The sequence below is a fragment of the Acinetobacter sp. YH01007 genome, assembly GCF_013420425.1.
GTDB classification, from domain to species: domain Bacteria; phylum Pseudomonadota; class Gammaproteobacteria; order Pseudomonadales; family Moraxellaceae; genus Acinetobacter; species Acinetobacter towneri.
On sequence record NZ_VOYC01000014.1, the window covers coordinates 1 to 25208 of the forward strand.

The window sequence follows — 25208 nt, forward strand, 5'->3', positions numbered from 1 at the left end:
CACCCAAATCTGTTCGTGCTGCGGTGAGATCACCTCAAGTAGTCCCAAAGGTAGTACAGATCTTGGAATAAGAGAATGGGAGTGCATGAGCTGTGGTACAGCTCATGATCGAGATATAAACTCAGCTTTAAACATTCTTGCGCTTGGGCATAAGCGTCTAGCTGTAGGAATCACCCTCTTTTAAGGGGGGGGAGGATGTCAAAACCTCAAAACCGAGCACATGATTTTACTGCATCGACCTCACCCTGAAAATGAAATCAAAGGTGGGGCATTGAAAGCTGTAAAGCAAGCACTCAAGCAGGAGGGTTTTTTATGAGCTATTTTAAATACAAAGGTTATCTGGGGACGATTGAACCAGACCTTGAAACAGGTGAGTTGTTTGGAAAATTGGCGTTCATTCGAGATCTTATTACTTATGAGGCTGAAACCTTAAAAACACTTGAGCAAGCTTTTCAGGAATCGGTAGATGGATATTTAGATTCTTGTGCAGAATTAGGGAAGAAACCTGATCAGCCATTCAAGGGAACATTTAATGTTCGTATCAGTCCTGAATTACATCGCAAAGCTGTTTTAGCTTCGGAGGAGAGTTCTTTGAATGCATTTGTGAGTGATGCAATTCAAGAGAAATTAATGCGCTTAGGTGTATGATTTTATCAATGCTATAAACTTTATTCTATATTCAATTTAAAGCATAGCGACCTATTGCTATACAGATCGCTATGTTTTTTTGTGTGAAAATTACTTCTTCTTACGTTTTAAGCGTTTCTTCGCCTGTTGTGCAGCAAGAGCCTCTAACGCCTCACGCAATTCTTCATCGCTAAAGGTGGTGATGTGTTGCAGCATCTGTAAAGTCACATCATCCAACACCAAATTGGCGTATTGTGCGACGTTTTTAAAGTTATCATCAAACACAATCGCATTGTCACTGTTGGTGCTGATATAACCTTGCTGAGTTAAGACTTTAATAAAGCTTTGGAACAAGGCTTTGTCAAAGAATTCAGGTGAGTTGAATTCATACAGCACCGACAAACGCTGACCGACCAAATGGCTGAGTTCTTCGACCTGACGTGCCGAAATATTGCCTGAGCCGCGTTGTGTAATCAGCGCCAGTGTCATGTAATAACGCTCTAAACTCTGCATTACAGGTGCAGCCAATACTACCAACTGGTTATGGTCTTCACTATTTGGTGCAGGTGAAATTAAGTTGCCTTCCGCATCTTCAGAAATCAATTTGGCCTGAATTAACGCTTCTACATAGGCACAAATCCGTTCTTTGAGTTCCTGATCTTGCCATTTCAAGAACAACTCAGCTTTCAGGAACGGATATAAAGTACGAATGACGTTGATTAAATCACCACGACGAATCGAACCATTATGTTTCACCAATGCTGCAATTAAAGATGGTAAGACAAAGGCATGCAAAATATTGTTGCGGAAGTAGGTGAGTAACACCGCCTGATGGTCTTCAATCGCGATAATATCGCCCAAAACGTGCTGCACTCGTTTAATCAGTTTGAGTTTTAAGCCGTAGGCAATAATTTCTTTACCTGATAATGGTGTGACTTGAGTGCGCTCATCATAAGGCAGGGCAGTGAGCAGATTACGGTAAGTGTCTAACTGCTTCACACAAATTTCTTCATCCAAGGTATGTTTTGGTGTTGCCAGTAAAATCAGCGATAACAAAGATACCGGGTTAATTACCGCAGCACGGTTAATGTTTTCCAAAATCGCATGTGCTGAAGTATTCACTGCATCTGACACTTGTGGTGGAATAGGATCATCATTTTTTTCAATGCTGATGTGTTCGGCATCGTGTTGTTTTAGAACATCATCTAAAAACACAGGTTCGCCAAAATTGACATGCACCTTGCCAAAAATCCGTTCAATCTTGCGCATGGTTTTTAAAATGCCCATTAGCGATTCAGATTCTTTTGGCTTGCCTTGCATTTCACCGACATAGGTTGAACCTTCCATCAGGCGTTCATAACCAATATAAGTTGGCACAAAAGCAATCGGTTTAGCACGACCACGCAAATGACTGTGAATGGTCATGGCGAGCATGCCTGTTTTTGGTGGCAACAAGCGGCCTGTACGTGAACGTCCACCTTCAATAAAGTATTCAAGCGGCGTGTTACGCGACAAAATACTGAATAAATATTCTTTAAAGACGGTTGTGTATAAGCCGTTGCCACGGAAAGTACGACGGATAAAAAACGCACCGCCACCACGAAGCAATTGACCTACAAATGGCATATTCAGGTTATCGCCCGCAGCAATGTACGGCACCATCATGCCGCGTTTGTAAATCACATAAGACAGCAATAAATAGTCGATATGACTGCGGTGACATGGGGTATAGATAATTTCATAGTCTTTGGCCAGTTCGCGCACGGTACTAAAATTATGCACTTCCACGCCATCGTACAATTGTGTCCATAAGCGGGTCAGTGCCATATCGGCAAAGCGTACCGCTGCATGAGAGTAGTCCGACACGATTTCATTTAAATAACCAATCGCACGACGCTCGGCTTCAATCACGCTAATTTTACTGCGTAAACTTTCACGACGAATGGCATCTTGCACATCGGGAGATTTAATCAGACTGAGCATGACATTGCGGCGGTCAGACAAGTCTGGGCCAAGTACGACTTCACGTTGTCCATCTAAGTAATTATTTAGAGTGTTAACAATAAAGGTCGCAGGCGACAGGTTCGGATGCTCAGTTTTGGCATGTTCAATTAAAGCGCGTAATGATTGTGGCTCGTGAAATTCCAAATAAGACTGACGACCATGCACCCCAATATTCATTAACTGCTTGACTGTGCCAGGCGTTGCCCACGTATCGGTAAACAGTAGTTTAAACCACGAATCCTCTTTGTCTGGAGAACGTCCCCACAACACGGTCACAGGTACCAATTCAATATCAAGTTCTGGGTGTTGTTCTAATTGTTCAATTAAACGTAACAAGCGTGGCGGAAAAGCATAAGGTGGTGGATTGAGTAGGTTGTTCTCATCGTGATGCTGTAAAAACAGAATCGAGGCTTTTTCTTTATGTGAACCCATCACCAATGGATCAAGCGCAGGCGTGAGTTTTAAGCGACGTGTTTCGCCATCGACCACCAAGGCATTGCTGCGTGAGTGATTTTGCAATACGTAGCAAGTTATCTTGGTGCGAGTGGCATTTGAGTCTACACTTTGCGCATCCTTGACAGGGACTTCACCCAAAACATGCGGTGTCACCACAAGGTCAAGCAGCTTACCAGAAAGCTGACGATACATTTGACCAAAACCACGCTTGGACATATTCACTCCTACTTCATCACCTAAGTCCCTAGCCAGTAGGGAATTTATTTTGCGTCATTGTATCTAATAATCGCGCTGCATTTTTAGATAATTTGCATGAATATTGTTAGATTTTATCGTTAAAAATCGTATTTTTAGCAAAATTGATCGGCTAAGTTGTGACACAGCGGTCAGTCTTTGATGGGTAAAAGATGCAGAATCTATGGCAAAATAGCAGGCTTAAAATAGTCAGTTTATTTTGACGATCTATTTTTTCATCGACTTCGATCCCGCATCCCCAATTTCCGCCATACATAGGTTAACCTGAGTTCGATGAAATCCATTTAGCCTTTTAGCATATTTTGGAAAGTTGGCTTATTGGGATTCAAACAATAAACCACTACAGCAGCCATGATATTCACCATGAAGTTATTTACCGAACGATGACGTGAATGTTCAAGTTGATGTAAATTTTTTAATTGATCATTCACTGTTTCGATCAATCCTCTTCTGCAAAGCAATTGTTTTTCTTCTTCTGTTTGGATAGGTTTGTTTTTCATATTTCGACGTGATGGGGTCAATATTTTCAGTCCTCTTGCTGCTAAAGCTTCGGCTTTGGCTTTGCTCAAATAGCCTTTGTCTCCGAGTAGGATCCCTTTTAAATCTTGAGTTAAAGAGTCCAATAGAGCAACATCATGAACATTTCCAGATGTCAGTTTGAGTTTAATAATTTCCCCCAAATTATTGATAACCAAATGTAATTTAAAACCATAAAACCACCCCGTACTACTTTTTCCTCGACCAGCCAAACCTTTAAATACACGATGTCTTTTAATCCGAAGATTATGGCAAACCACCAATTTAGTGGAGTCAATGATACTGATTCCCATATCTTTTCCTTTCACTTGATGGAAGAAACTACTCAGCGCTTGCAAACAACGGGGCATGATTTCAATAAATCGGTTGTAGCTAAGCAGTTTAGGAAAAGCAGATTTCCAGAATGGAACGATCATTTGGCAATAAAAATATTTAAAGAATCTAAACCCAGATTGATGAAATAAAATGACAATGGTCATTGCTTCAGACAAGCTTAAAGCTGACTTTTTCAACCTAGTTTTTTGATCAGAAATTAAAGCTTTCTCTAAAGATTCATTAAATTTTTTGCAGAAATCATCCAAAATACAAAATAATTCGGTAATATGATCCATTGAAAAGCCTTGTTTTATAACATTTTGTCTTGAGAACCAATATGTTACAAATACAGGGCTTTTTTTCTACTCTTTTTTTATATCGAACTCAGGTTAGGTTAGTTATGAACGCACTCACACAAGAGCTGGTTGAACTTCTTTGTTTAGAAAAGTTAGAAGAAAATATCTACCGAGGTATCAGTCGTAACTTGGTGGGTAAACGTGTTTTTGGTGGACAGGTTTTGGGACAGGCTTTACGTGCTGCATCTTATACCACTGATCGTCCTGCGCACTCATTGCATGCCTATTTCTTGTTTGGTGGTGATGTCAACGCACCTATTATTTATGAAGTTGACCGTTTGCGTGATGGTAAAAGTTTTTCTAGCCGTCAAGTACGTGCCATTCAGCATGGGCGTACCATTTTTACTGCGATGGTGTCCTTTGCGCCGTTGGAAGACGGTCTGAATTATCAAATTTCAGAGCCAAACTATCCTGCAGCAGAAGCTTTAAAAAACGAAGCGGAACTCAAACAGCATATTGTCGAGTTTGTACCTGAAAATGTGCGTGCCAGTTTTATGCGTGATCGCTTGGTGGAGATTCGCCCGATTAATCCGAGCAATCCATTTTTACCGCAGCCTGAAGAACCTGCTTATGCACACTACATTCGTACCCATGACAGCATTTCACCAGAGGTGGATGAAGTGTCTTTGCATCAGGCAATTGCGGCATTTTATTCAGACTTCACGTTAATGACCACAGCACTGCGTCCGCATGGTTTGAGCTATTTATCACCAAGTTTGCAGTGTGCCAGTATTGACCATGCCATGTATTTCCATAAACCGTTCCGTGTGGATGACTGGATGCTGTACGACATGGAAGCCACCATTAGCACTAGTTCGCGTGGTTTGAACTTTGGGCGCATGTGGCAAAATGGTGAATTGGTGTGTAGCACCAGTCAGGAAGGCTTGATTCGTTTACGTGAAATCGAAACGCAATAAAATATAGCCTTTAAAATCTACATTCATCAGCCGACATTCATGTCGGCTTTTTTACATCCTGAAGCACGATCTGAACCTAATCAAAGTGCGCTAGAAAAATAATACTCGATTCAATTTCAGCCACATGGCATAGTCCACACATCACATTAAAAAACTCAATTGCGTATGAGCCTCAATACACAAATTCTAATTGCCGCAATTTTGGGTGTGGTGTTTGGTTTTATTCTGAATCTATTTCCAGACAGCACATTTTTTAGCGCCAGTTTGTATGGCATTGGTTTAATGAGCAGTATTTTTATTGGTTTACTGAAAATGCTGCTGATCCCACTAATTTTTAGCTCAATTGTGGTCGGTGTGTCGAACTTACAGGCTGTAGGGCAATTGAGTCGAGTCTGGAAAATTACGTTGGCGTGTTGTGTCACCACCACGACTTTGGCTTTAATTTTAGGTTTGGCGTGTGCGCATTTATTTGCAGTGGGTAAAGGCGTAGATATTGTGATGTTTCAAGATGCTATGGCGCAGCATCAAAGCCCAGACACGCTTACGCCGTCTTCGTTTTTTACCAATTTCATTCAAAACACCTTAATCAATCCGTTTAAAGCTTTTGCCGAGGGTAATGTTTTGGCAGTGGTGATATTTGCCTTATTGGTGGGTGTGGCGCTGGTCAAAGGCGGGGAGCACTTTAAAACGGTACGTAAACTCAGTCAGCAATTTTTTGAAATTATGATGTTGATGATTGGCTGGGTAATGAAACTGGCACCTTTGGGGATTTTTGCTTTATTGGCTAAGTTGGTTGCAACCGAAGATATTTCAGTCCTGAGTCGTTTGGCAGAGTTTGCTGCAGTGGTCACGGGCACCACGATTTTTCATGGTGTGGTGGTCTTGCCTTTGCTGTTGTGGATATTTGGCAAAATGGATCCGATCACCTTTTTTAAAGGCACACGTGCTGCCTTAATTACGGCTTTTGCCACCAGTTCCAGTTCTGCCACTATGCCACTTTCGATGAAATGTGCGCAGGAAAATTTAGGTGTGCGTCCGCAAACTGCAGGCTTTGTGATCCCGTTAGGTACACAACTGAATATGGATGGAACGGCATTGTATGAAGCTGCAGCGGCTTTGTTTGTTGCCAATTTAATGGGGCTGGATTTAAGTTTAGGACAGCAATTAATTGTCTGTGCCACAGCCATGATCGCTTCTTTGGGCGCGCCTGGTATTCCAAGCGCAGGTATGGTGACGATGATTATGGTATTACAATCGGTGGGCTTGCCTGCAGAAGCGATTGCGATTTTATTGCCGATCGACCGTTTGTTGGATACTGTGCGTACTGTGGTCAATGTGCAGGGCGATATGATGATTAGTGTGGTGGTCGATCGGCATACTCGTGATGACCCTGCACTGCATTCCTGATAATGGGTTTAAAATCGAATCAAGTTTTCAGCATCATCCTGTTTTATTGTGCTATGCAAAGACATGAGCCAAAGCAGATTAATCCCAACATGGGCTGTAGGCCACTTCCCAAATATGACCATCTAAGTCCTGAAAATAACCTGCATAACCGCCGTAAAAGGTGCTCTGTGCAGGTTTTAAAATTTTCGCACCTGCATTTTTTGCTTGTTTCAATACCTGATCGACCTCGAGTGGGCTATGTACATTATGTCCTAAAGTGATTTGTGCAGCACTGCTGGCTGTACCTGTTAAGCCTGTATCTTGTTGTAAACTTTGTTTAGACCATAAAGCCAGTTTTAAGCCTGCTTGCAGTTCAAAAAAGACCACCGCACCTTGTTCAAATTCCTGTCCAATAATGCCTTCAGTTACAAGTCCTAAGCCGTCGCGGTAAAAATCGAGTGCACGTTGTAAATCTTCTACCGCTAAGGTAATCACTGAAATGTGTGCCTGCATGTTTGATCTCCTTATCTTATGTAATTGTTTAAGCGTTTAATTGTTATGATCTTGACAGTAGGGCATTTCTGGCTGCGTTGTAAAGTGCAACTTTGGTGGAGAGGGAGATTGTGATTACGGCGTAAAACTGAAAGTGGACATGCAAATAAAAAGTCCTATTCGAGATTGAGCGAATAGGACTTTATGTTATAGACCAATAGTCAGTAATTTAACGGACTATTTGGTTTCGGTATCAGATGCGGTTAAATAGTCAGTTTCTAAAAATTCAGGCTGATCAACATCAACATCAACATCAACATCAACATCAACATCAACATCAACATCAACATCAACATCAACATCAACATCATCGCCAGTCGCTTCTGGAATGCTGTCTAAATCAAATTGATGCGCTTGTTCTAAGGTAAAGTTCAAACGTCCGCCCATCACACTCGCAAGTTCTTCCAAACCTTGCTTATTGAGTGATGAAAACAATTGAATCGAGAAATCTAGTTTCATCTTTTTCAACTGCTGTTTGACTTCAAGCAATACTTTATTGGCAGGGCCGCGGTTGAGTTTGTCCGATTTGGTGAGCAATACATGCACGAACAATTTACGCGAATACGCCCATTCCAGCATCATCACATCAAAGTGCTGTAAGGGATGGCGAATATCCATCAGTAACACCAAGCCTTGTAAACTTTTACGATGAATCAAATAATTTTCGAGTTCTTTTTGCCACACAATTTTCATGGCTTCAGGTACGGCTGCATAACCATAACCGGGTAAATCGACCAAACGCTGTTCGGGGTTGCCCAAACTAAAGAAGTTGATCATTTGAGTACGACCCGGTTTTTTAGAAGCACGTGCCAATTGTTTTTGATTGGTTAAAGCATTAATTGCACTGGACTTACCTGCGTTGGAGCGTCCTGCAAAAGCCACTTCGTAGCCAGTATCTTCTACACATAAATTCAGTTTAGGCGCACTCATTAAAAACTCGGCTTTACGCAGCCAGTTTAAGGCGCGAACAGAGTATTCAGTAATGGCAGGGTCTACTTTTTTCTCGTAGCTAATTTTCTGCCGTGGCTGTGCTGCTGCCTTACTGTTTTTCGATTTTCCTCTGCTATGGTGCATAACTTAACTTCAATTCATGGTCTACAAACAGGCATTATAAAGCAAGTCATACAGGCAAGCGACCTTTGCGCCCTGAATGCCCGAAAAAAGCAACATCTAGGATGATATTGCTTTGACCGTTTAAGTTACTTTAAAGATGAATCAGCGGGATTGGAGATTGTGTACTGAACTGTAAATTGGGTACAGGCTGTAGCACTTCACCCAAGCTGTATTGATCTAAGCTTTGATAAAACTGTTCCATTGCCTGATTGAGAATGCCTTTTAGTCCACATTGCGCACGCAGCACGCAGGGCGGGGTATTACACTCTACAATTTGATTTTCACCTTGCAGGATTCTCACCACATGACCTAAACGCAAAGGCAATGCTTCAGGATGCAAGCGAATCCCGCCACCTTTACCACGAGTGGTAATTAGCCATCCTTGCTTACCCATAAAGTGAACGATTTTTACCAGATGGTTCTGGGAAACATGCAAATCCTGTGCAATTTCCGCAATGGTATAGGGTACATCTCGAGGACGCGAGATATACATTAAAATACGCAGCGCATAGTCGGTGAATTTATTTAATTGCATGATCGCACAGATGTTTTTTTAAATACAAATAAATTAAGGCTAGTCTAGCATAACTAGACTAGCCTTACCTATTAGCTTTTAACGCTTTAGATTAGTGGCGAACACCACCTGTACCAAACGCTTCGCTATGGATTTGCTCATCTTTGATGCCACGCGCAAGTAAAGCTTTGCGCTGTTCTGCCATGAATGGCATTGGACCACATAAGTAGTAATCTGCATCGGCTGGTAACAGCGCTGCATCTACAGTGCTGAGGTCTAAACGACCAGCAACATCGTAATCTTGACCCAGTACATCACCTTCGTTCGGGAACTCATACGCAGTCAACGTATGAATACGTGGACATTTCGCAGTTAAGTCTTGAAGATGCTGTTTCATCGCATGCACTTGTTTGCTACGACATGCGTGAATGAATGTCACAGGTTGTGGTACATCTAAAGTCACTAATTGATTCAACATCGCAATCATTGGTGTTAAGCCTACGCCACCACTAATGAAGACATTACGTTTGTTGCTGTCGATGAGGAAGAAGTTACCTGTTGGTGCAGATACTTCAACTTCAGAATCTTCTGGTAATTGGTGCAATACGTTCGATACCCAACCTGCAACTTTATCTGCACCATTGCCTGGCTCACGTTTTACAGAAATGCGTAAGTAATCTTGTTGTGGGCTAGTCGATAGTGTGTATTGACGTGGTTGCTTCAAGCCAAGTTCAGGAACAAATACACGTACTGAAATATATTGACCTGCTTCGTATTTTGGTAAATCGCCGCCATCTACTGGCTCAAAGTAGATTGAAGTGATTTCGTCACTTTCTACAACTTTCTTGGCAATTTTGAAATTACGCCAGCCTAACCAGCTGCCTTTAGTTTGTTCGTGTTGTTCGTAGATTGCACGTTCAGCATTAATAAACACTTCTGCTAACTGACCATAAGCAGCTGCCCATGCATCAATTAGAGGATCTTCCATTGAAATATTTAATACTTCGCTAATAGAGTGAAGTAGGTTTTCGCCCACAATATTATAGTCAGGTGCTTGAATGTTTAAGCTCACGTGTTTGTGGGCAATCAATTCAATCACAGGCGCAAGCACAGAAGGATCTTCAATGTTTTCAGCATAAGCCAATACAGCACCTGCAAGCGCTTGAGCCTGCGCACCACTACGTTGGTGACCCATGTTAAAGGTTTCTTTTAGATCAGGATTATTCCCCAACATGCGGTTATAGAAATAACCAGTCAGTGCGACACCATTTTCACGGAGTACAGGAACAGTTGCTTTTACAAGGTCAATTTGCTGTGGAGTCATGTTCGATCTCTCATGGCTGTTATTTATAAGATGTATTCAAAATACATCTTATAAATAAGGATTGCAAACATTTTTTTGTGAAACCTTAAAAAAAATATGGATTATAAAAATATCCCATTATTTTTAAAGTTTTTATGGGGTTTGTAGATGTGACAGCGAGAGGTTTGTAAGTGTTCATTTAGGTTTTGGATGGTGCATCCATGAATGAAATCTATACAAACCTCATCGTTTATAACATGCTATTTCTTACCAAATAATGACCCTAACAAACCTCGTACAATTTTCTGCCCTGTAGAACCGCCTAAGCTGCGTGCTGCGCTTTTGGCAAAGGTACCCACAATATCCTGAGTCAGTTTTTCACGCTGTTTGGCAGCGCGTTCTGCTTCTTTTTGCTGTTCGCGGGCTAGACGTTCTTGCTCGCGCGCTTGTTGTTTGGCCAGTGCCTCGGCCTCTTTAGCCTCTTGCTTGGCGCGAGCTTCAGCTTCTTTGGCTTCAATTTTAGCTTGTTCTGCTGCTGCCGTTTGTTGCTGACGTTGTTCAACTTTTTGTTGCAGCATTTCATAAGCACTTTCACGATCTAGCTGCTGCTCATAAACACCTGCAATAACACTTTGGCTGATACAGGCTTGACGTTCTTCTGTGCTAATTGGGCTAAACGATGAGTAGGGTGGCATTACCCAAGCACGTTCTACAATTTGTGGTGTGCCTTGTTCATCTAAGCAACTAATTAAGGCTTCACCTACCGCAAGTTCGGTAATGGCTTGTTCAACTTTAAAGTCTGGGTTGGCACGGAATGTATCTGCGGCAGTTTTTACTGCTTTTTGGTCTTTGGGTGTAAAAGCACGTAAGGCATGCTGAACACGGTTACCCAATTGTCCCAATACGCTTTCAGGCAAGTCCAGCGGGTTTTGGGTCACAAAATAAATCCCCACGCCTTTAGAGCGAATTAAGCGTACCACTTGTTCAATTTTTTCTTGTAGCGCGCTGCTGGCATTGTCAAATAACAAGTGTGCTTCATCAAAAAAGAACACCAGTTTTGGCTTGTCCATATCGCCCACTTCAGGCAATTGTTCAAACAGTTCTGATAACATCCATAATAAAAAGGTGGCGTACAGTTTTGGCGTGTTCATGAGTTTGTCTGCAGCCAAAACATTAATATTGCCGCGTCCCTGACTGTCAGTTTGAATAAAATCCAAAATATCCAAACTTGGTTCACCAAAGAATTTATCACCGCCCTGATCGGCTAAAGCCAGTAAATTACGCTGAATCGCACCCAAACTGGCCGGAGAAAGATTGCCATACTCGGCTTTAAATTCACTGGCATGCTCGCTGACATAGGTCAGCATGGCTTTTAAATCCTTAAAATCAATCAGCAATAAGCCCTGATCATCGGCAATACGGAATACCGCAGACAACACGCCTTCTTGGGTATCATTCAAGTTCAGCATTTGCGCCAATAATAACGGGCCAATTTCAGAAATGGTGGTACGAATTGGATGACCCTGTTCGGCAAATAAATCCCAAAACACCACAGGAGATGCTGCAAACGGAATGCTTTCGATACCTAAGCTCTGAATACGTGCATCGAACTTTGGACTGATGCTACCTGCTTTGGCTAGACTGGAAACATCGCCTTTGGCATCGGCCAGAAAGACTGGGACACCAATGCGGGAAAAACTTTCTGCCAGTACCTTTAATGTTACGGTCTTGCCGGTACCTGTTGCCCCAGCAATCAGGCCATGACGGTTGGCAAGCTGAGAATGCAGCACGATATCCTGTGTGGTATCGGCGGTTTTTTTAGCAATAACGATTGGTGTATTCATTGACTTGAAAACCTCTATATAAATTTTTGTCTTTTGGAATACTTAAATTTCCCTTATGCACGGATTCGTGATTTAAGCCTCTTTTTTGGTTTATTGTGTTACATGTTAAGGTATTTTTACTTTATTGTTGAAATTGTATCCATTTTTTTTGTAATATTCACCATTCATTTTATTTTTAATAACATTATGAAAAATAAAATTTTAATTTAATAGCTTTTATTAAATAGTTTGAAAACGGTTAGAGGGTATAAATGAAACTTAACAAACAATTATTAGCAATGTTAGTGGGAACATCTGTATTTTTAACGGCATGTGGTGGTGATTCAGATAGCTCAATATCTACAAAGCCTACTGATCCAGTTCCACCAGAACAGCCAGACGAAACGCTTACTACTATTCAAGATGTTGCAACTGTAGTAAGTGAAAAGGCAAATATTGCAGTTTTTGGTGCAGTGAATCCTAAATATTTTACAGAGACAGCATTAACATCAGGTCAGACTGTTTTATTGTTAGATGATAATGTGACAAAAGCAGCTGGATTTGCTTCACAGGTTGATTTAACTGCTTCATCGGCACAGAATCAAGCGAAAGTGAGATCCGTTGTATTAAATCAAAATTTAGATGAATTTAGTAAATTCTATTTAGCTGCATTTACTGATGCTCTTATCCAGCAAAATGCAAAAGTCAATATTTTAACTAATCGTGTATCTACGAATGCTCAAGGTGAAGTGGTTAATGTAATCTTGGATATTGATTTTTCTAATGCCAATGAACTGACTAAAGTTCGTGATCTGTTGTTATCTGTATTAAATTCAAATTCATCTGTTACTACTCCTGTAGCCGTACAAGCAAGTGATAAAAAATTACGTCTCAATCTATCTTTTTGGCTTGCAAACCAATTAGGTTATATTTGGGGAAATACTTACGTAGCGAGTAATAGTGATCAAGTTAACCAAGTATATGGTGATTTGAATATTGCTAGTGCTTTAAGTAGCAATGCGGTTATTGAAGTGGCTACAGTAAAAGAAACTTTTACTCAAACAACACAATCTGCAAATGCGGTTGACATTTTATGGAATATTGATTCTTCAGGTTCAATGTCTGAAGAACAGCGTAACTTGGCTAATGGTGCTGCACAGTTCTTTAAATCATTGAATCAAGCAGGTGTAGATTATCGTTTAGCAGTGAATACGCAGGATGCGTACGCATGTAAGTCGCTTAGAACTTTAAAAGATAAAACGACTAATTTTATTGATAGAAATACACCTGATGCAGAGCAAGAGTGGGCAACCTTGGCTCAACCTGGAACTTATGGTTCAGCTACTGAAACAGGTTTTTACTGCGTTCGTGAAGCAGATTTGACTGGTTTTGACCGTCCAAACGTGAAGAATTTAGTGGTGTTTGTTTCAGATGAGCCTGAAAATGAAACATATTGGCAGTCCAGTCCAGTATATAGTAACTATACACGACGAGATTTTAATGATTATAAAAATTATTTCTTGTCTACAAACACTACCTACTTTTCGATTGTAGGTACATCTGATCATATTCGTCCAACTTTTGCAGATCCTACAATTTCTTGGAGTACACCAGGATTCGAATGTAATGGTCAAGGTGGATCAGCAGAGGGCGGTGGTCATTTTAAAGAGATTGCACGGTTGACTGGTGGGGCTTCTGCTTCAATTTGTGCGGATGCCACAAGCTGGAATGTAGTATTTGATGACATTATTCGTGTAGCAACCGGTCTTGCAAGTCAGTTTAGTTTAAAACAGGTACCAGTACCTTCAACTGTTAAAGTGACAGTAAATGGTCAAAATGTTGCGCGTGATACAACACATCGACAAGGCTTTGATCTAGTTTATAGTAATTCTGGCGTAAGTTTAGTGTTCTATGGAACAGCTTTACCAAAAGCAGGTGAGACTGTTTCAGTAAGCTATGATTACTTTAAGTAAAGCGAAACAATAATGTAAAAAATTGGGCAAATTGCCCAATTTTTTATGTCGATATTTAAGCTAAGACTTTTAAAGCTTGTTGAATATCCTGAATCAGATCTTCCGGATGTTCCAGACCAATACAGAAACGAACCAGAAAACCCTCCTTCAAATGTGAATGTTCAAGCACACGCATTTCTTTTAAGTTATATAGCATGACCAGACTGACAGGACCACCCCAGCTAAAGCCAAGCTTAAACAGTTTTAAGCTGTCACAGAAATTGCGAATATCTTGCAACTTGTAGTTATTGTCAAAAATCACGCTGACCAAACCTGCGCTGTGTCCATCGCGGCAAATTTCTTTCCAATACGCATGCCCCGCAGATGTGGCATCGGCAGGGTGCAACACCTGAGCAAATTGTGGTTGTAGTTTCAGCCAGTTGAGTAATTCAATTGTGCTTTTTGCTTGGTGCTCATAACGTAGTTGCATCGAAGCCAAACTGCGTTGTACTTGCGCGACATCATCCCCCGATACGCAAATACCTTGAATGGCATGCATACGAAACAGTTGATGATGTAAGTGTTGATCACGGGTCACGACAGACCCCATTAAAATGTCACCACCACCACTTGGGTATTTGGTCAGGGCATGCACGGTCATATCGACACTTAAATGTTCATTGCCAAAATCAAAAGCATTAAAGGCAAGACCTGCACCCCAGGTATTGTCCAGTGCAGTCAGAATGTTATGGGCTTGGGCTTTTTTTACCAGACCAATTAAGTCCGGAAACTCCAGTGTCACCGAACCAGCCGCTTCGAGCCATAACAGTTTGGCTTTATCGCTTGGGCTAAAGCTTTCTACCTCCAACGGGTTATAGACCTTGACGGCAATGCCATAACGCTGCTGCAGATTACGCAGATGCTCCATATTCGGACCATAAATATTGTCCGGAACCCAGACCTCATCACCCTGGCTTAACAAGCAGGAATTGACCAGATTAATCGCAGAGAGGCCGCTCGGCGCCAGCAGGTGATACAGACCGCCTTCGATCTGCGCGATGTGATCACCTAACGTAAAGGTCGTCGGTGTGCCATGTGTGCCATAGCTATAATCATAAGCATCAGTCCAGTGTCGATTAAACAGTGCATCTGTGTTTTCAAAGATAATGGTCGATGCACGAAATAGGGGAGGCTGTACCGTTTGAATATATTGTGGGGCACGTCTTGGTGCATGAATTAAAGCAGTTTGAGCATTTTTCTTCACAGGTTCACTCAGAAAATAAGCAAATATTGAGTTTAGCTTAAGAGAAATACTGGCTTTAGGCTATAAAAAGCTGCACTACAAGACATGCCTTGAACTTGGCGCTATTTTTGCAGAAGCTGAAGTATAGAAAATACAAAGGATGATCCAGATGAAAGCACCACTAAGCGTGCATTATTTTCAGCATAGTGCAGGTGAAGGTTTTGGAAGTTGCTATGACTATTTAAAGCAGATGGGGGCGCATATCACTGCAACCGAATTTTTTGCTTTACCGCCTGAGCAAAATATTGAAATTGAAGCCTTACCCAAAGTTGAAGATATTGACCTGTTAATTGTGATGGGCGGTGCCATGAGTGTAAATGATGAAGTACATTATCCATGGTTAAAAACAGAAAAACGCTGGATTAGGCGTTATTTGGCGATGGGTAAACCTGCAATCGGTTTGTGTTTAGGTGGGCAGATGATTGCCAATGCGTTGGGTGCAGCAGTGAGTCCTAATCCTGAACAGGAGCGCGGTTGGCATCCTGTCTATAAAGTCGAAAATATACCAGAAAGCTGTTTCCAAATGCCTGATCAAATCTCAGTGATGCAGTGGCATGGCGAAACTTTTGAATTACCTAAGGGCGCGGTAAGACTTGCCAGTAATGCCGCTTGCACCAATCAACTGTATCAAATTGGGAAAAACGTACTAGGATTTCAGTTCCATCCAGAAATTACCCCACGGGCTTTGCAGTTGTTTTTGGACAATGCTGAAATGAAACCTGCATTTTCAGGCATGTATGTACAACCCGCGCATGAATTAAAACAGATGTCTGCAGCACAATTTCAGGCAGGCAACCAATTAATGAATCGTGCAATAGATTATGTTTTAGCACAAAGCAAACTAAGGGAATAAAGTCATGGATTGTGGAGTGAACACAAAAAATGAAAGTTAGTCATGGTGAGGATGATTTGCGCTGTCAAGGTAGAGGAAATGGTCAAAAAGCAGATTACCTACATTTACACTCAATAATTGGATAGGAATGCTGCCTAACTCATATATAAAGTGCTAATCGTATATTTTAAAAAGAGAAATCGGCAGAGCGTGAAAAATAAAGCAATAAAGCCAAAAAGAGATTTGCTTATGCATTAAACAATCGTTATAATGGGCGACCCTTTATGCAAGGGGGTTAACTGCGAAGAAAGTAGTTAACATCGTGACAGTCGTGGCATCGATCATGACCTTAGTGATAATTCACTGCCTTTGACACTTGCCTTAAATTAGTGGGGTGAGATGCGTCAAGGGTGATTCTTTATATATTTGGCTTGGAGTTAACTGGTATGTCTAACCAGAGAATTCGTATCCGTTTGAAGTCTTTTGATCATCGTCTGATCGATCAATCTGCTCAAGAAATCGTAGAAACCGCTAAGCGTACTGGCGCACAAGTTTGTGGTCCAATCCCGATGCCAACTCGCATCGAACGCTTCAACGTTTTAACATCACCACACGTAAACAAAGATGCGCGCGACCAGTATGAAATCCGTACTTACAAGCGTTTGATCGACATCGTTCAACCTACAGATAAAACTGTTGATGCGTTGATGAAATTAGATCTAGCAGCTGGTGTTGATGTTCAGATTGCATTGGGTTAAGGCTTTCGGTTAATTAACACTCTAAGTTAATTAGGCCGCTTTTTTAGAGGTTTATGCACATGGCTATTGGTTTAGTCGGTCGCAAGTGCGGTATGACCCGTATCTTTACAGATGCTGGTGTTTCTGTACCTGTTACAGTGATTGAGGTTGATCCTAACCGCATCACTCAAATCAAAACGCTTGAAACAGATGGTTATCAAGCAATTCAGGTTACTACTGGTGAACGTCGCGAATCTCGCGTAACTAACGCTCAGAAAGGTCACTTCGCTAAAGCGGGTGTTGCTGCTGGTCGTTTAGTTCAAGAATTCCGTGCTACAGAAGCTGACCTTGAAGGTCGTGAAGTTGGCGGAACTATCGGTGTAGATTTGTTCACAGTAGGTCAGATCGTTGACGTAACTGGTCAGTCTAAAGGTAAGGGTTTCCAGGGTGGTGTTAAGCGTTGGAACTTCCGTACTCAAGACGCTACTCACGGTAACTCTGTTTCTCACCGTGTTCTAGGTTCTACAGGTCAAAACCAGACTCCTGGTCGCGTATTCAAAGGCAAAAAAATGGCTGGCCATTTAGGTGCTGAACGCGTAACTGTACAGGGTCTTGAAATTGTATCTATCGACACAGAGCGTTCAGTTCTTGTTGTTAAAGGTGCGATTCCTGGTGCGACTGGTGGTGACGTAACTGTACGTCCTACGATCAAGGCTTGAGGGGAAATAACGTGAATTTAAATACTGTTTCCGGCTCTGCTGTTGAGTTATCTGAAGTTGCGTTCGGTCGTGAATTCAATGAAGCACTTGTACACCAAGTTGTTACAGCTTACTTAGCTGGTGGTCGTCAAGGCTCTAAAGCTCAGAAATCACGTGCAGACGTTGCTGGCGGTGGTAAAAAACCATTCCGTCAAAAAGGTACTGGCCGCGCTCGTGCTGGTTCTATTCGTAGCCCAATCTGGGTTGGTGGTGGTAAAACTTTTGCTGCTCGTCCACAAGATTGGTCTCAAAAAGTTAACCGCAAAATGTACCGCGGTGCAATGCAATGTATCTTAGCTGAACTTGTTCGCCAAGATCGTCTTGTATTGGTTGAAGAGTTTGCTGTTGAAGCTCCTAAAACTAAAGAGTTGCTTGCAAAACTTAACGACTTGAATGCAACTCGCGCATTGATCGTAACTGAAGCTGTAGATGAGAATCTATATCTTGCAGCGCGTAACCTTCCACACGTTGATGTGGTTGATGCTACTGCAATCGATCCTGTTAGCTTGATCGCGTTCGACAAAGTTGTAATGTCTGTTGCTGCTGCTAAGAAAATTGAGGTAGAACTCGGATGAACAACGAACGTTTATATCAAGTCCTACAAGGACCTGTATTTTCAGAAAAAGCACAAGTTTTAGGCGAAACTGCTGGTGTTCAAGTATTCAAAGTTGCATTAAATGCAAACAAACTTGAAATCAAAAAAGCAGTTGAGCAATTATTTGGTGTGGAAGTTGTTAAAGTTAACACGACTATCACTAAAGGTAAGACTAAGCGCTTTGGTCGTACATTAGGACGCCGTTCTGATGTTAAAAAAGCATACGTCACCCTGAAAGCTGGCCAAGATGTTGAAATGGCTGACTTGGGCGATACCGCTGAAAGCGCAGCGGAATAAGGACGAAATTTATGCCGATTCAAAAATGTAAGCCAACGTCTCCAGGACGTCGCTTTGTAGAGAAAGTCGTTCACGACCATCTTCACAAAGGTGCGCCTTATGCGCCGTTGGTAGAAGCTAAAAAACGTACTGGTGGTCGTAACAACAACGGTCACATTACTACACGTCACGTTGGTGGTGGTCATAAGCAACACTACCGTATCGTAGACTTCAAACGTAACAAAGATGGCATTCCTGCTGTTGTAGAGCGTATTGAATACGATCCAAACCGTACTGCACACATCGCATTGTTGAAGTATGCTGACGGTGAACGTCGTTATATTATTGCGCCTAAAGGTTTACGTGCTGGTGATCAAGTTCAATCTGGTAACGATGCTCCAATCCGCCCAGGTAACTGCTTGCCACTTCGTAACATGCCAATCGGTGCTACTCTTCACAACATCGAACTTAAAATCGGTAAAGGTGCTCAATTAGCGCGTTCTGCTGGTACTTCAGTTCAATTGTTGGGTCGTGACGGTTCATACGCTATCGTTCGTCTACGTTCAGGCGAAATGCGTAAAGTGCACGTTGAATGTCGCGCTGTGTTAGGTGAAGTATCTAACTCAGAAAGCAACCTTCGTTCACTTGGTAAAGCAGGTGCTTCGCGCTGGCGTGGTGTTCGTCCTACCGTTCGTGGTATGGCAATGAACCCGGTTGATCACCCGCACGGTGGTGGTGAAGGGCGTACTAAAGGTATCCAACCTGTAAGCCCATGGGGTCAAAAAGCTAAAGGGTACAAGACACGTACCAACAAGCGTACGACTAAGATGATTATTCGCGACCGTCGCGTTAAGTAACAAGTAAAGGAATCTGACAATGCCTCGTTCTCTGAAAAAAGGCCCATTCGTCGATGCGCACTTGTTCGCTAAGGTTGAAGCGGCAATCGCGGCTAATAACCGTAAGCCGATCAAAACTTGGTCGCGTCGTTCGATGATCCTCCCAGATTTTGTTGGTTTAACAATTTCTGTTCACAATGGTCGTAACCATGTTCCAGTGATTATCTCTGAACACATGGTTGGTCATAAACTCGGTGAATTCGCGCCAACTCGTACCTATCGTGGTCACGGTGTTGACAAGAAGTCTAAACGTTAATAGGTGCTATGATGGAAGTAACTGCTAAATTACGCGGTGCCGCTATCTCGGCACAAAAAGCACGTTTGGTTGCAGATCTTATCCGCGGCAAATCTGTTGCGCATGCACTTAACATTTTAAACTTCAGCAACAAAAAAGCTGCTGTTTTAGTTAAGAAAGCATTGGAATCTGCAATTGCAAATGCTGAACACAATAACAGTTTAGATGTAGACGACCTTAAAGTATCTACGATTTACGTTGATGAAGGCATGAGCCTTAAACGTATTATGCCACGTGCTAAAGGCCGTGCAGATCGTATTACTAAGCGTACTTGTCACATCACCGTTAAGGTAGGGGTTTGATATGGGTCAGAAGGTTCATCCAATCGGTATCCGCCTAGGTGTTGTGAAACGTCATAACGCTAACTGGTATGCGAATCCGAAACAATACGCTGAATACTTGCTTAAAGACCTTCAAGTTCGTGAGTTTTTAACTAAAAAACTTAAGAACGCAATGGTAAGCAATATTCTTATCGAACGTCCAACAGGTGCTGCTAAAGTAACAATTAGCACTGCGCGTCCTGGTATCGTAATCGGTAAAAAAGGCGAAGACATTGAGAAATTACAACGCGAATTAACATCTATTATGGGTGTTCCTGCGCAAGTAAGCATCAACGAAATTGACCGTCCAGACTTAGATGCACGTTTAGTTGCTGAAGCAATCGCTTCTCAATTAGAAAAGCGTGTAATGTTCCGTCGTGCTATGAAGCGTGCGGTACAGAACTCTATGCGTGCTGGTGCTAAAGGTATCAAAGTTGAAGTTTCTGGTCGTTTAGGTGGTGCAGAGATTGCACGTACTGAATGGTATCGTGAAGGTCGTGTACCTTTGCATACACTTCGTGCGGACATCGACTATGCGACTATGCGTGCTGAAACTACTTACGGTACGATTGGCGTTAAAGTTTGGGTATTCCGTGGTGAAATTTTGGGTGGCATGAAACAAGTCATGAACCCAGCACCTGCTGAAGAACGTCCAGCTAAACGCGGTCGCGGTCGTGGTGAAGGTCAAGAGCGTCGTGGTCGTCGCAATGATCGTTCTGCTGAAAAAGGAGAATAATCCATGTTGCAACCTAAACGTACTAAATTCCGTAAGGTGCAAAAAGGCCGTAACACTGGCTTAGCGCACCGTGGTAGCTCAGTATCTTTCGGTACTATCGCTCTTAAATCAGTTGAACGTGGTCAAATGACTGCGCGTCAAATTGAAGCGGCACGTCGTACAATCAGCCGTCGTATTAAGCGTGGTGGTAAGATCTTTATCCGTGTATTCCCAGACAAACCAATTACTTCTAAGCCTCTTGAAGTGCGTATGGGTAAAGGTAAAGGTTCTGTGGAATATTGGGTTTGTCAAATCAAACCAGGTAAAGTCTTGTACGAAATTGATGGTGTGAACGAAGAATTGGCACGTGAAGCATTTACGCTTGCTGCTGCTAAACTTCCGTTTAAAACCACTATCGTGACTCGGACGGTAATGTAATGAAAACTAAAGATCTACGTGAAAAGTCGGTAGAAGAGTTGACAGCTTTGCTTGATGAGCAACAGCTTAACCAATTCCGTCTTCGTATGGCGAAAGCAACTGGTCAATTGGGTAAATCGCATGAAGTTGCGCTTACTCGTAAAACTATTGCACGCATCAAGACCCTCCTTACCGAAAAACAGGGGAACGGGCAATGAGTCAAAATACAGTCCGCACGTTAACTGGCAAAGTTGTAAGCGACAAAATGGAAAAATCTATTGTTGTCCTTATTGAACGCCAAGTTCAACACCCGTTGTATGGCAAATTGATTCGCCGTTCAACCAAATTACACGCTCATGATGAGAACAATACAGCCAAGATTGGTGATGTTGTAACCATCAAAGAAAGCCGCCCAATGTCTAAAACTAAGTCATGGACTTTAGTTGAAGTTGTTGAAGCTGCTGCTGAGTAATTAACGTTCTTGTTGCATCATCGGTCAATTTCGAGTACTCTTTGAGCCTTTCGAAATTGTGACCGGTGATGCTCGGTTTTGGAGTAGGGCAATGATTCAAACCGAAACGATGCTTGACGTAGCTGACAACAGTGGTGCTCGCCGCGTACAATGTATTAAAGTACTAGGTGGTTCACATCGTCGTTATGCTTCTGTTGGCGACATTATTAAAGTTACTGTAAAAGAAGCTATTCCACGCGCACGTGTTAAAAAAGGTGACGTGATGAATGCTGTTGTTGTACGTACAAAGTTCGGTATTCGTCGTCCAGACGGTTCTGTGATCCGTTTTGATGATAACGCTGCTGTTATTTTGAATAACAACAAAGCACCGATTGCAACTCGTATTTTCGGACCAGTGACTCGTGAACTTCGTACTGAACAGTTCATGAAAATCATTTCATTGGCTCCTGAAGTTCTATAAGAGGCAATCATGGCTAAGATTAAAAAAGGCGATCAAGTAATTGTGATCGCAGGTAAAGAAAAAGGCAAACAGGGTACTGTTCTGTCAGTTTCTAATGACCGTGTTAAGGTCGAAGGTCTTAACTTGGTTAAGAAGCACCAGAAGCCAAACCGTGCTACGGGCGCTGAAGGCGGTATCGTAACGCAGGAAGCTTCGCTTCATATCTCAAACGTGGCAATTTTTAATGCTACAACCCAAAAGGCTGACCGTGTTGGTTACCAAACGATTGATGGCGTGAAAACTCGCGTTTATAAATCGAATGGTGAATCAGTGGCGGTGGCGAAGTAATAGGTTGAAATAGGCAATGGCCAGACTTAAAACACGTTACAACGACGAACTTAAGGCTCAATTACAAGAACAATTGGGCGTTAAGAATGTGATGGAGATCCCTCGCATCACTAAAATTACCATCAACATGGGTGTTGGTGCTGCAGCTGCTGACAAGAAATTGTTAGATGGCGCTCTTTCTGATATGCAAGCTATTGCTGGTCAAAAACCAGTTTTAACATTAGCTCGTAAATCAATCGCTGGTTTTAAAATCCGTGATGGTTGGCCGATTGGTTGTAAAGTTACTTTACGCGGCGAACGTATGTACGAATTCTTAGACCGTTTGATCTCTATCGCGATCCCTCGTATCCGTGACTTCCGTGGTTTCTCTTCGAAATCATTTGATGGTCGTGGTAACTACTCTATGGGTCTCAAGGAACAAATCATGTTCCCTGAAATCGATTTCGATAAGATTGATCAAATTCGTGGTATGGACATCACCATTACTACGACTGCTCGCACCGATGACGAAGGCCGTGCGCTTATGCGTGCATTCGGCTTCCCGTTCAAATAAGAGGTCGATATGGCTAAGAAAGGTATGATTAATCGCGAATTGAAACGCGAAGCTACTGTTGCTAAATACGCTGCAAAACGTGCTGAATTAAAAGCAACGATTGCAAACGTAAATGCAAGCGATGAAGAGCGTTTCGAAGCGATGATGAAATTACAAGCATTACCACGTAATGCGTCTCCAGTACGTCTTCGTAACCGTTGTGGTTTAACTGGTCGTCCTCATGGTTACTTCCGTAAGTTCGGTTTAAGCCGTAACAAATTACGTGACACAGTAATGCAAGGTGATGTACCGGGCGTTGTTAAGGCAAGCTGGTAAGGAGCACTATAAATGAGTATGCAAGATACCGTTGCCGACATGCTAACGCGTGTTCGTAACGCTCAAATGGCAAAGAAACAAACTGTTTCTATGCCTAATTCTAAGTTGAAGGTTGCTATTGCAAACGTACTTCAACAAGAAGGTTATATCGCAAATGTAGAAGTGGCTGACAACGAAGGCAAACCTACATTAACGATTACTTTAAAATACTATGAAGGCAAACCAGTTATCGAAACTGTGAAACGCGTAAGCCGTCCAGGTCTACGTCAGTATCGCGGTAAAGATGCACTTCCAAGCGTTAAGCAAGGTTTAGGTATTGCAATCGTTTCTACAAGCAAAGGCATCATGACTGATCGCGCTGCACGTGCTGCAGGTATCGGTGGTGAAGTTATTGCTTTTGTTTCTTAATAATAGGTGATTCCTCATGTCTCGTGTGGCTAAAGCCCCAGTAACTGTACCTAACGGTGTTACAGTTACTCAGAACGGCCGGCAGGTCGAAGTGAAAGGCAGCAAAGGTACATTGTCTTTCAACCTGCATGCGCTGGTCGAGCTAAAACAGGAAGACGGTATTTTAGCTATTGCTCCTAAAGCTGAGTCGAAAGACGCTTGGATGCAAGCTGGTACTGCTCGCGCTGTGCTTAACAATCTTGTAAAAGGTGTGAGCGAAGGCTTCGAACGTAAGTTACAATTGATTGGTGTTGGTTATAAAGCTGCGGTAAAAGGTAACGTTGTTAACCTTAACCTTGGTTTTTCACACCCAATCGATTACACCCTTCCTGAAGGTGTAACTGCAGAAACTCCAACTGCAACTGAAATTATCCTTAAATCTGCTGACAAAGCAGCTTTAGGTCAAGTTGCTGCGGATATCCGTGGATACCGTCCACCAGAGCCATATAAAGGTAAAGGTGTTCGTTATTCGGATGAAGTTGTTCTTCGTAAAGAAGCTAAGAAGAAATAAGGCGCGAGGTTCTTATGAACGAAAAGAAACAATCCCGTTTGCGTCGTGCGAAAAGCACACGCTTGCACATCCGTGCATTGGGTGCGACTCGTTTGTGTGTAAACCGCACGCCGCGTCACATCTATGCTCAAGTTATTTCAGCAGATGGTGGCAAAGTTTTAGCGCAAGCTTCAACTTTAGATGCTACTTTACGTGCTGGTACAACTGGTAACGTTGAAGCAGCTCAAAAAGTAGGTGCTTTAATTGCAGAACGCGCGAAAGCAGCTGGCGTAACTAAAGTTGCGTTTGACCGTTCTGGTTTTAAATATCATGGTCGTATCAAAGCCTTGGCTGATGCTGCTCGTGAAAACGGCTTGGAGTTCTAATCATGGCTAAAGTTGAACAAAACGAAGGTCTTGTTGAAAAGCTGGTTGCCGTTGATCGCGTAGCCAAAGTTGTTAAAGGTGGTCGTATCTTCTCTTTCACAGCATTAACTGTTGTGGGTGATGGTAATGGTCGCGTAGGTTTTGGTCGTGGTAAAGCACGTGAAGTTCCAGCTGCTATTTCTAAAGCACTTGAAGCTGCACGTCGTAACATGATCACTATCGAATTGGCAGATGGTACTTTACAACACCCGATTCATGCGCGTCATGGTGCAAGCCGTGTTTACATGCAGCCAGCATCTGAAGGTACTGGTGTAATTGCGGGTGGTTCTATGCGTGCAGTTTTAGAAGCTGCAGGTGTACGTAACGTATTGACTAAATGCCGTGGTTCTACTAACGCTGCAAACGTAGTGAACGCAACTTTCAACGGTTTGCGTGACATGACAACTCCTGAAAAGGTTGCTGCGAAACGTGGTCTTTCAGTAGAACAAATTCAAGGGTAATCAA

General features: G+C 42.4%; 33 protein-coding genes. 25 read left to right on the plus strand and 8 right to left on the minus strand.

What is annotated here, in order from left to right:
* On the plus strand, window positions 1-184 hold a 184-nt coding region (locus tag FTT74_RS08205; protein ID WP_179988908.1), incomplete at its 5' end, for a zinc ribbon domain-containing protein.
* 128 nt (window positions 185-312) lie between these two features.
* On the plus strand, window positions 313-648 hold the full coding sequence (locus tag FTT74_RS08210; protein ID WP_004974672.1) for a type II toxin-antitoxin system HicB family antitoxin: 336 nt from the start codon (window positions 313-315) through the stop codon (window positions 646-648).
* A gap of 90 nt (window positions 649-738) precedes the next feature.
* On the opposite strand, the gene plsB is transcribed toward FTT74_RS08210, so the two are convergent.
* Together plsB and FTT74_RS08220 are read right to left on the minus strand one after the other, a co-directional pair.
* Entirely contained in the window at window positions 739-3303 is a 2565-nt protein-coding gene (plsB, locus tag FTT74_RS08215; protein WP_004974675.1) for a glycerol-3-phosphate 1-O-acyltransferase PlsB, read from the minus strand.
* Window positions 3304-3626: 323 nt separating this feature from the next.
* The gene (locus FTT74_RS08220) at window positions 3627-4490 is read right to left on the minus strand and encodes an IS982 family transposase (RefSeq protein ID WP_179988907.1); all 864 of its coding nucleotides are present in this window, start codon (window positions 4488-4490) and stop codon (window positions 3627-3629) included.
* A gap of 104 nt (window positions 4491-4594) precedes the next feature.
* Here FTT74_RS08220 and FTT74_RS08225 point away from each other — a divergent pair, with 104 nt between their 5' ends.
* Together FTT74_RS08225 and FTT74_RS08230 are read left to right on the plus strand one after the other, a co-directional pair.
* Window positions 4595-5467 (plus strand): acyl-CoA thioesterase II, encoded by an 873-nt coding sequence (locus FTT74_RS08225; protein WP_154320299.1) that lies wholly within the window; start codon window positions 4595-4597, stop codon window positions 5465-5467.
* A 165-nt stretch (window positions 5468-5632) separates the two neighbouring features.
* Window positions 5633-6874: a dicarboxylate/amino acid:cation symporter gene (locus FTT74_RS08230; RefSeq protein WP_004974680.1), complete on the plus strand. Its 1242-nt coding sequence runs from the start codon at window positions 5633-5635 to the stop codon at window positions 6872-6874.
* Between the two features lie 78 nt (window positions 6875-6952).
* On the opposite strand, the gene FTT74_RS08235 is transcribed toward FTT74_RS08230, so the two are convergent.
* From FTT74_RS08235 to FTT74_RS08255, 5 genes are all read right to left on the minus strand, one after another.
* Window positions 6953-7366, minus strand: a complete 414-nt coding sequence (locus FTT74_RS08235) for a VOC family protein (RefSeq protein ID WP_019836869.1) — start codon at window positions 7364-7366, stop codon at window positions 6953-6955.
* A gap of 216 nt (window positions 7367-7582) precedes the next feature.
* Entirely contained in the window at window positions 7583-8479 is an 897-nt protein-coding gene (gene yihA, locus FTT74_RS08240) for a ribosome biogenesis GTP-binding protein YihA/YsxC (RefSeq protein WP_179988906.1), read from the minus strand.
* Between the two features lie 130 nt (window positions 8480-8609).
* Window positions 8610-9053 carry an Rrf2 family transcriptional regulator gene (locus tag FTT74_RS08245; RefSeq protein ID WP_004974689.1) on the minus strand — a complete coding sequence of 148 codons (444 nt, stop codon included), beginning with the start codon at window positions 9051-9053 and terminating at the stop codon, window positions 8610-8612.
* A 91-nt stretch (window positions 9054-9144) separates the two neighbouring features.
* Complete coding sequence (hmpA, locus tag FTT74_RS08250; protein WP_179988905.1) at window positions 9145-10356, minus strand: NO-inducible flavohemoprotein; 1212 nt, start codon at window positions 10354-10356, stop codon at window positions 9145-9147.
* Between the two features lie 239 nt (window positions 10357-10595).
* Window positions 10596-12179, minus strand: a complete 1584-nt coding sequence (locus FTT74_RS08255) for a helicase HerA-like domain-containing protein (RefSeq protein ID WP_131260589.1) — start codon at window positions 12177-12179, stop codon at window positions 10596-10598.
* 251 nt (window positions 12180-12430) lie between these two features.
* Here FTT74_RS08255 and FTT74_RS13910 point away from each other — a divergent pair, with 251 nt between their 5' ends.
* A complete protein-coding gene (locus FTT74_RS13910; RefSeq protein WP_257221843.1) occupies window positions 12431-14131 on the plus strand; it encodes a vWA domain-containing protein in 1701 nt (566 codons plus the stop codon).
* Window positions 14132-14186: 55 nt separating this feature from the next.
* Here the strand turns inward: FTT74_RS13910 and FTT74_RS08265 are convergent, their stop codons facing one another.
* Entirely contained in the window at window positions 14187-15374 is a 1188-nt protein-coding gene (locus FTT74_RS08265; protein WP_179988904.1) for a PLP-dependent transferase, read from the minus strand.
* Window positions 15375-15522: 148 nt separating this feature from the next.
* On the opposite strand from FTT74_RS08265, the gene FTT74_RS08270 reads away from it, so the two are divergent.
* From FTT74_RS08270 to rpsE, 20 genes are all read left to right on the plus strand, one after another.
* Complete coding sequence (locus tag FTT74_RS08270) at window positions 15523-16266, plus strand: type 1 glutamine amidotransferase (protein ID WP_131260587.1); 744 nt, start codon at window positions 15523-15525, stop codon at window positions 16264-16266.
* A 425-nt stretch (window positions 16267-16691) separates the two neighbouring features.
* Window positions 16692-17003, plus strand: coding sequence for a 30S ribosomal protein S10 (gene rpsJ, locus FTT74_RS08275; RefSeq protein ID WP_000070912.1), 312 nt, complete (start codon window positions 16692-16694; stop codon window positions 17001-17003).
* A 59-nt stretch (window positions 17004-17062) separates the two neighbouring features.
* Window positions 17063-17701, plus strand: coding sequence for a 50S ribosomal protein L3 (gene rplC, locus FTT74_RS08280; RefSeq protein WP_026438075.1), 639 nt, complete (start codon window positions 17063-17065; stop codon window positions 17699-17701).
* An 11-nt stretch (window positions 17702-17712) separates the two neighbouring features.
* Entirely contained in the window at window positions 17713-18315 is a 603-nt protein-coding gene (gene rplD, locus FTT74_RS08285) for a 50S ribosomal protein L4 (protein ID WP_004974702.1), read from the plus strand.
* Window positions 18312-18632 (plus strand): 50S ribosomal protein L23, encoded by a 321-nt coding sequence (rplW, locus tag FTT74_RS08290; RefSeq protein WP_004974703.1) that lies wholly within the window; start codon window positions 18312-18314, stop codon window positions 18630-18632. The genes rplD and rplW overlap by 4 nt, the downstream gene beginning before the upstream one ends.
* 11 nt (window positions 18633-18643) lie before the next feature.
* Window positions 18644-19468, plus strand: coding sequence for a 50S ribosomal protein L2 (rplB, locus tag FTT74_RS08295; RefSeq protein ID WP_004974706.1), 825 nt, complete (start codon window positions 18644-18646; stop codon window positions 19466-19468).
* A 19-nt stretch (window positions 19469-19487) separates the two neighbouring features.
* Window positions 19488-19763, plus strand: a complete 276-nt coding sequence (gene rpsS, locus FTT74_RS08300) for a 30S ribosomal protein S19 (RefSeq protein ID WP_004673001.1) — start codon at window positions 19488-19490, stop codon at window positions 19761-19763.
* An 11-nt stretch (window positions 19764-19774) separates the two neighbouring features.
* A complete protein-coding gene (rplV, locus tag FTT74_RS08305) occupies window positions 19775-20104 on the plus strand; it encodes a 50S ribosomal protein L22 (protein WP_001982638.1) in 330 nt (109 codons plus the stop codon).
* A gap of 1 nt (window position 20105) precedes the next feature.
* Window positions 20106-20858 carry a 30S ribosomal protein S3 gene (gene rpsC, locus FTT74_RS08310; protein WP_004974711.1) on the plus strand — a complete coding sequence of 251 codons (753 nt, stop codon included), beginning with the start codon at window positions 20106-20108 and terminating at the stop codon, window positions 20856-20858.
* A 3-nt stretch (window positions 20859-20861) separates the two neighbouring features.
* Window positions 20862-21275, plus strand: a complete 414-nt coding sequence (gene rplP, locus FTT74_RS08315) for a 50S ribosomal protein L16 (RefSeq protein WP_004691317.1) — start codon at window positions 20862-20864, stop codon at window positions 21273-21275.
* Window positions 21275-21472: a 50S ribosomal protein L29 gene (gene rpmC / locus FTT74_RS08320; RefSeq protein ID WP_004650482.1), complete on the plus strand. Its 198-nt coding sequence runs from the start codon at window positions 21275-21277 to the stop codon at window positions 21470-21472. Before rplP ends, rpmC begins: the two co-directional genes overlap by 1 nt.
* On the plus strand, window positions 21469-21726 hold the full coding sequence (gene rpsQ, locus FTT74_RS08325) for a 30S ribosomal protein S17 (protein WP_004974714.1): 258 nt from the start codon (window positions 21469-21471) through the stop codon (window positions 21724-21726). The genes rpmC and rpsQ overlap by 4 nt, the downstream gene beginning before the upstream one ends.
* A gap of 91 nt (window positions 21727-21817) precedes the next feature.
* The gene (gene rplN, locus FTT74_RS08330; protein WP_001982634.1) at window positions 21818-22186 is read left to right on the plus strand and encodes a 50S ribosomal protein L14; all 369 of its coding nucleotides are present in this window, start codon (window positions 21818-21820) and stop codon (window positions 22184-22186) included.
* Window positions 22187-22195: 9 nt separating this feature from the next.
* The gene (gene rplX, locus FTT74_RS08335) at window positions 22196-22513 is read left to right on the plus strand and encodes a 50S ribosomal protein L24 (RefSeq protein ID WP_004974717.1); all 318 of its coding nucleotides are present in this window, start codon (window positions 22196-22198) and stop codon (window positions 22511-22513) included.
* Between the two features lie 16 nt (window positions 22514-22529).
* A complete protein-coding gene (gene rplE, locus FTT74_RS08340; protein ID WP_004974719.1) occupies window positions 22530-23066 on the plus strand; it encodes a 50S ribosomal protein L5 in 537 nt (178 codons plus the stop codon).
* Between the two features lie 9 nt (window positions 23067-23075).
* Window positions 23076-23381, plus strand: a complete 306-nt coding sequence (gene rpsN / locus FTT74_RS08345) for a 30S ribosomal protein S14 (protein WP_004825185.1) — start codon at window positions 23076-23078, stop codon at window positions 23379-23381.
* Between the two features lie 12 nt (window positions 23382-23393).
* A complete protein-coding gene (gene rpsH, locus FTT74_RS08350; RefSeq protein ID WP_004974720.1) occupies window positions 23394-23789 on the plus strand; it encodes a 30S ribosomal protein S8 in 396 nt (131 codons plus the stop codon).
* A gap of 16 nt (window positions 23790-23805) precedes the next feature.
* Window positions 23806-24339, plus strand: a complete 534-nt coding sequence (gene rplF / locus FTT74_RS08355) for a 50S ribosomal protein L6 (protein WP_004974722.1) — start codon at window positions 23806-23808, stop codon at window positions 24337-24339.
* 14 nt (window positions 24340-24353) lie between these two features.
* Window positions 24354-24704, plus strand: coding sequence for a 50S ribosomal protein L18 (gene rplR / locus FTT74_RS08360; RefSeq protein WP_004281497.1), 351 nt, complete (start codon window positions 24354-24356; stop codon window positions 24702-24704).
* Between the two features lie 2 nt (window positions 24705-24706).
* Entirely contained in the window at window positions 24707-25204 is a 498-nt protein-coding gene (gene rpsE, locus FTT74_RS08365) for a 30S ribosomal protein S5 (protein ID WP_004974725.1), read from the plus strand.
* Window positions 25205-25208 lie beyond the last annotated feature (4 nt).

Coding starts and splice junctions, on each gene's coding strand:
- FTT74_RS08210 (WP_004974672.1), top strand. CDS start 313: ATGAGCTATTTTAAATACAAAGGTTATCTGGGGACGATTGAACCAGAC.
- plsB (WP_004974675.1), bottom strand. CDS start 3,303: ATGTCCAAGCGTGGTTTTGGTCAAATGTATCGTCAGCTTTCTGGTAAG.
- FTT74_RS08220 (WP_179988907.1), bottom strand. CDS start 4,490: ATGGATCATATTACCGAATTATTTTGTATTTTGGATGATTTCTGCAAA.
- FTT74_RS08225 (WP_154320299.1), top strand. CDS start 4,595: ATGAACGCACTCACACAAGAGCTGGTTGAACTTCTTTGTTTAGAAAAG.
- FTT74_RS08230 (WP_004974680.1), top strand. CDS start 5,633: ATGAGCCTCAATACACAAATTCTAATTGCCGCAATTTTGGGTGTGGTG.
- FTT74_RS08235 (WP_019836869.1), bottom strand. CDS start 7,366: ATGCAGGCACACATTTCAGTGATTACCTTAGCGGTAGAAGATTTACAA.
- yihA (WP_179988906.1), bottom strand. CDS start 8,479: ATGCACCATAGCAGAGGAAAATCGAAAAACAGTAAGGCAGCAGCACAG.
- FTT74_RS08245 (WP_004974689.1), bottom strand. CDS start 9,053: ATGCAATTAAATAAATTCACCGACTATGCGCTGCGTATTTTAATGTAT.
- hmpA (WP_179988905.1), bottom strand. CDS start 10,356: ATGACTCCACAGCAAATTGACCTTGTAAAAGCAACTGTTCCTGTACTC.
- FTT74_RS08255 (WP_131260589.1), bottom strand. CDS start 12,179: ATGAATACACCAATCGTTATTGCTAAAAAAACCGCCGATACCACACAG.
- FTT74_RS13910 (WP_257221843.1), top strand. CDS start 12,431: ATGAAACTTAACAAACAATTATTAGCAATGTTAGTGGGAACATCTGTA.
- FTT74_RS08270 (WP_131260587.1), top strand. CDS start 15,523: ATGAAAGCACCACTAAGCGTGCATTATTTTCAGCATAGTGCAGGTGAA.
- rpsJ (WP_000070912.1), top strand. CDS start 16,692: ATGTCTAACCAGAGAATTCGTATCCGTTTGAAGTCTTTTGATCATCGT.
- rplC (WP_026438075.1), top strand. CDS start 17,063: ATGGCTATTGGTTTAGTCGGTCGCAAGTGCGGTATGACCCGTATCTTT.
- rplW (WP_004974703.1), top strand. CDS start 18,312: ATGAACAACGAACGTTTATATCAAGTCCTACAAGGACCTGTATTTTCA.
- rplB (WP_004974706.1), top strand. CDS start 18,644: ATGCCGATTCAAAAATGTAAGCCAACGTCTCCAGGACGTCGCTTTGTA.
- rpsS (WP_004673001.1), top strand. CDS start 19,488: ATGCCTCGTTCTCTGAAAAAAGGCCCATTCGTCGATGCGCACTTGTTC.
- rplV (WP_001982638.1), top strand. CDS start 19,775: ATGGAAGTAACTGCTAAATTACGCGGTGCCGCTATCTCGGCACAAAAA.
- rpsC (WP_004974711.1), top strand. CDS start 20,106: ATGGGTCAGAAGGTTCATCCAATCGGTATCCGCCTAGGTGTTGTGAAA.
- rplP (WP_004691317.1), top strand. CDS start 20,862: ATGTTGCAACCTAAACGTACTAAATTCCGTAAGGTGCAAAAAGGCCGT.
- rpmC (WP_004650482.1), top strand. CDS start 21,275: ATGAAAACTAAAGATCTACGTGAAAAGTCGGTAGAAGAGTTGACAGCT.
- rpsQ (WP_004974714.1), top strand. CDS start 21,469: ATGAGTCAAAATACAGTCCGCACGTTAACTGGCAAAGTTGTAAGCGAC.
- rplN (WP_001982634.1), top strand. CDS start 21,818: ATGATTCAAACCGAAACGATGCTTGACGTAGCTGACAACAGTGGTGCT.
- rplX (WP_004974717.1), top strand. CDS start 22,196: ATGGCTAAGATTAAAAAAGGCGATCAAGTAATTGTGATCGCAGGTAAA.
- rplE (WP_004974719.1), top strand. CDS start 22,530: ATGGCCAGACTTAAAACACGTTACAACGACGAACTTAAGGCTCAATTA.
- rpsN (WP_004825185.1), top strand. CDS start 23,076: ATGGCTAAGAAAGGTATGATTAATCGCGAATTGAAACGCGAAGCTACT.
- rpsH (WP_004974720.1), top strand. CDS start 23,394: ATGAGTATGCAAGATACCGTTGCCGACATGCTAACGCGTGTTCGTAAC.
- rplF (WP_004974722.1), top strand. CDS start 23,806: ATGTCTCGTGTGGCTAAAGCCCCAGTAACTGTACCTAACGGTGTTACA.
- rplR (WP_004281497.1), top strand. CDS start 24,354: ATGAACGAAAAGAAACAATCCCGTTTGCGTCGTGCGAAAAGCACACGC.
- rpsE (WP_004974725.1), top strand. CDS start 24,707: ATGGCTAAAGTTGAACAAAACGAAGGTCTTGTTGAAAAGCTGGTTGCC.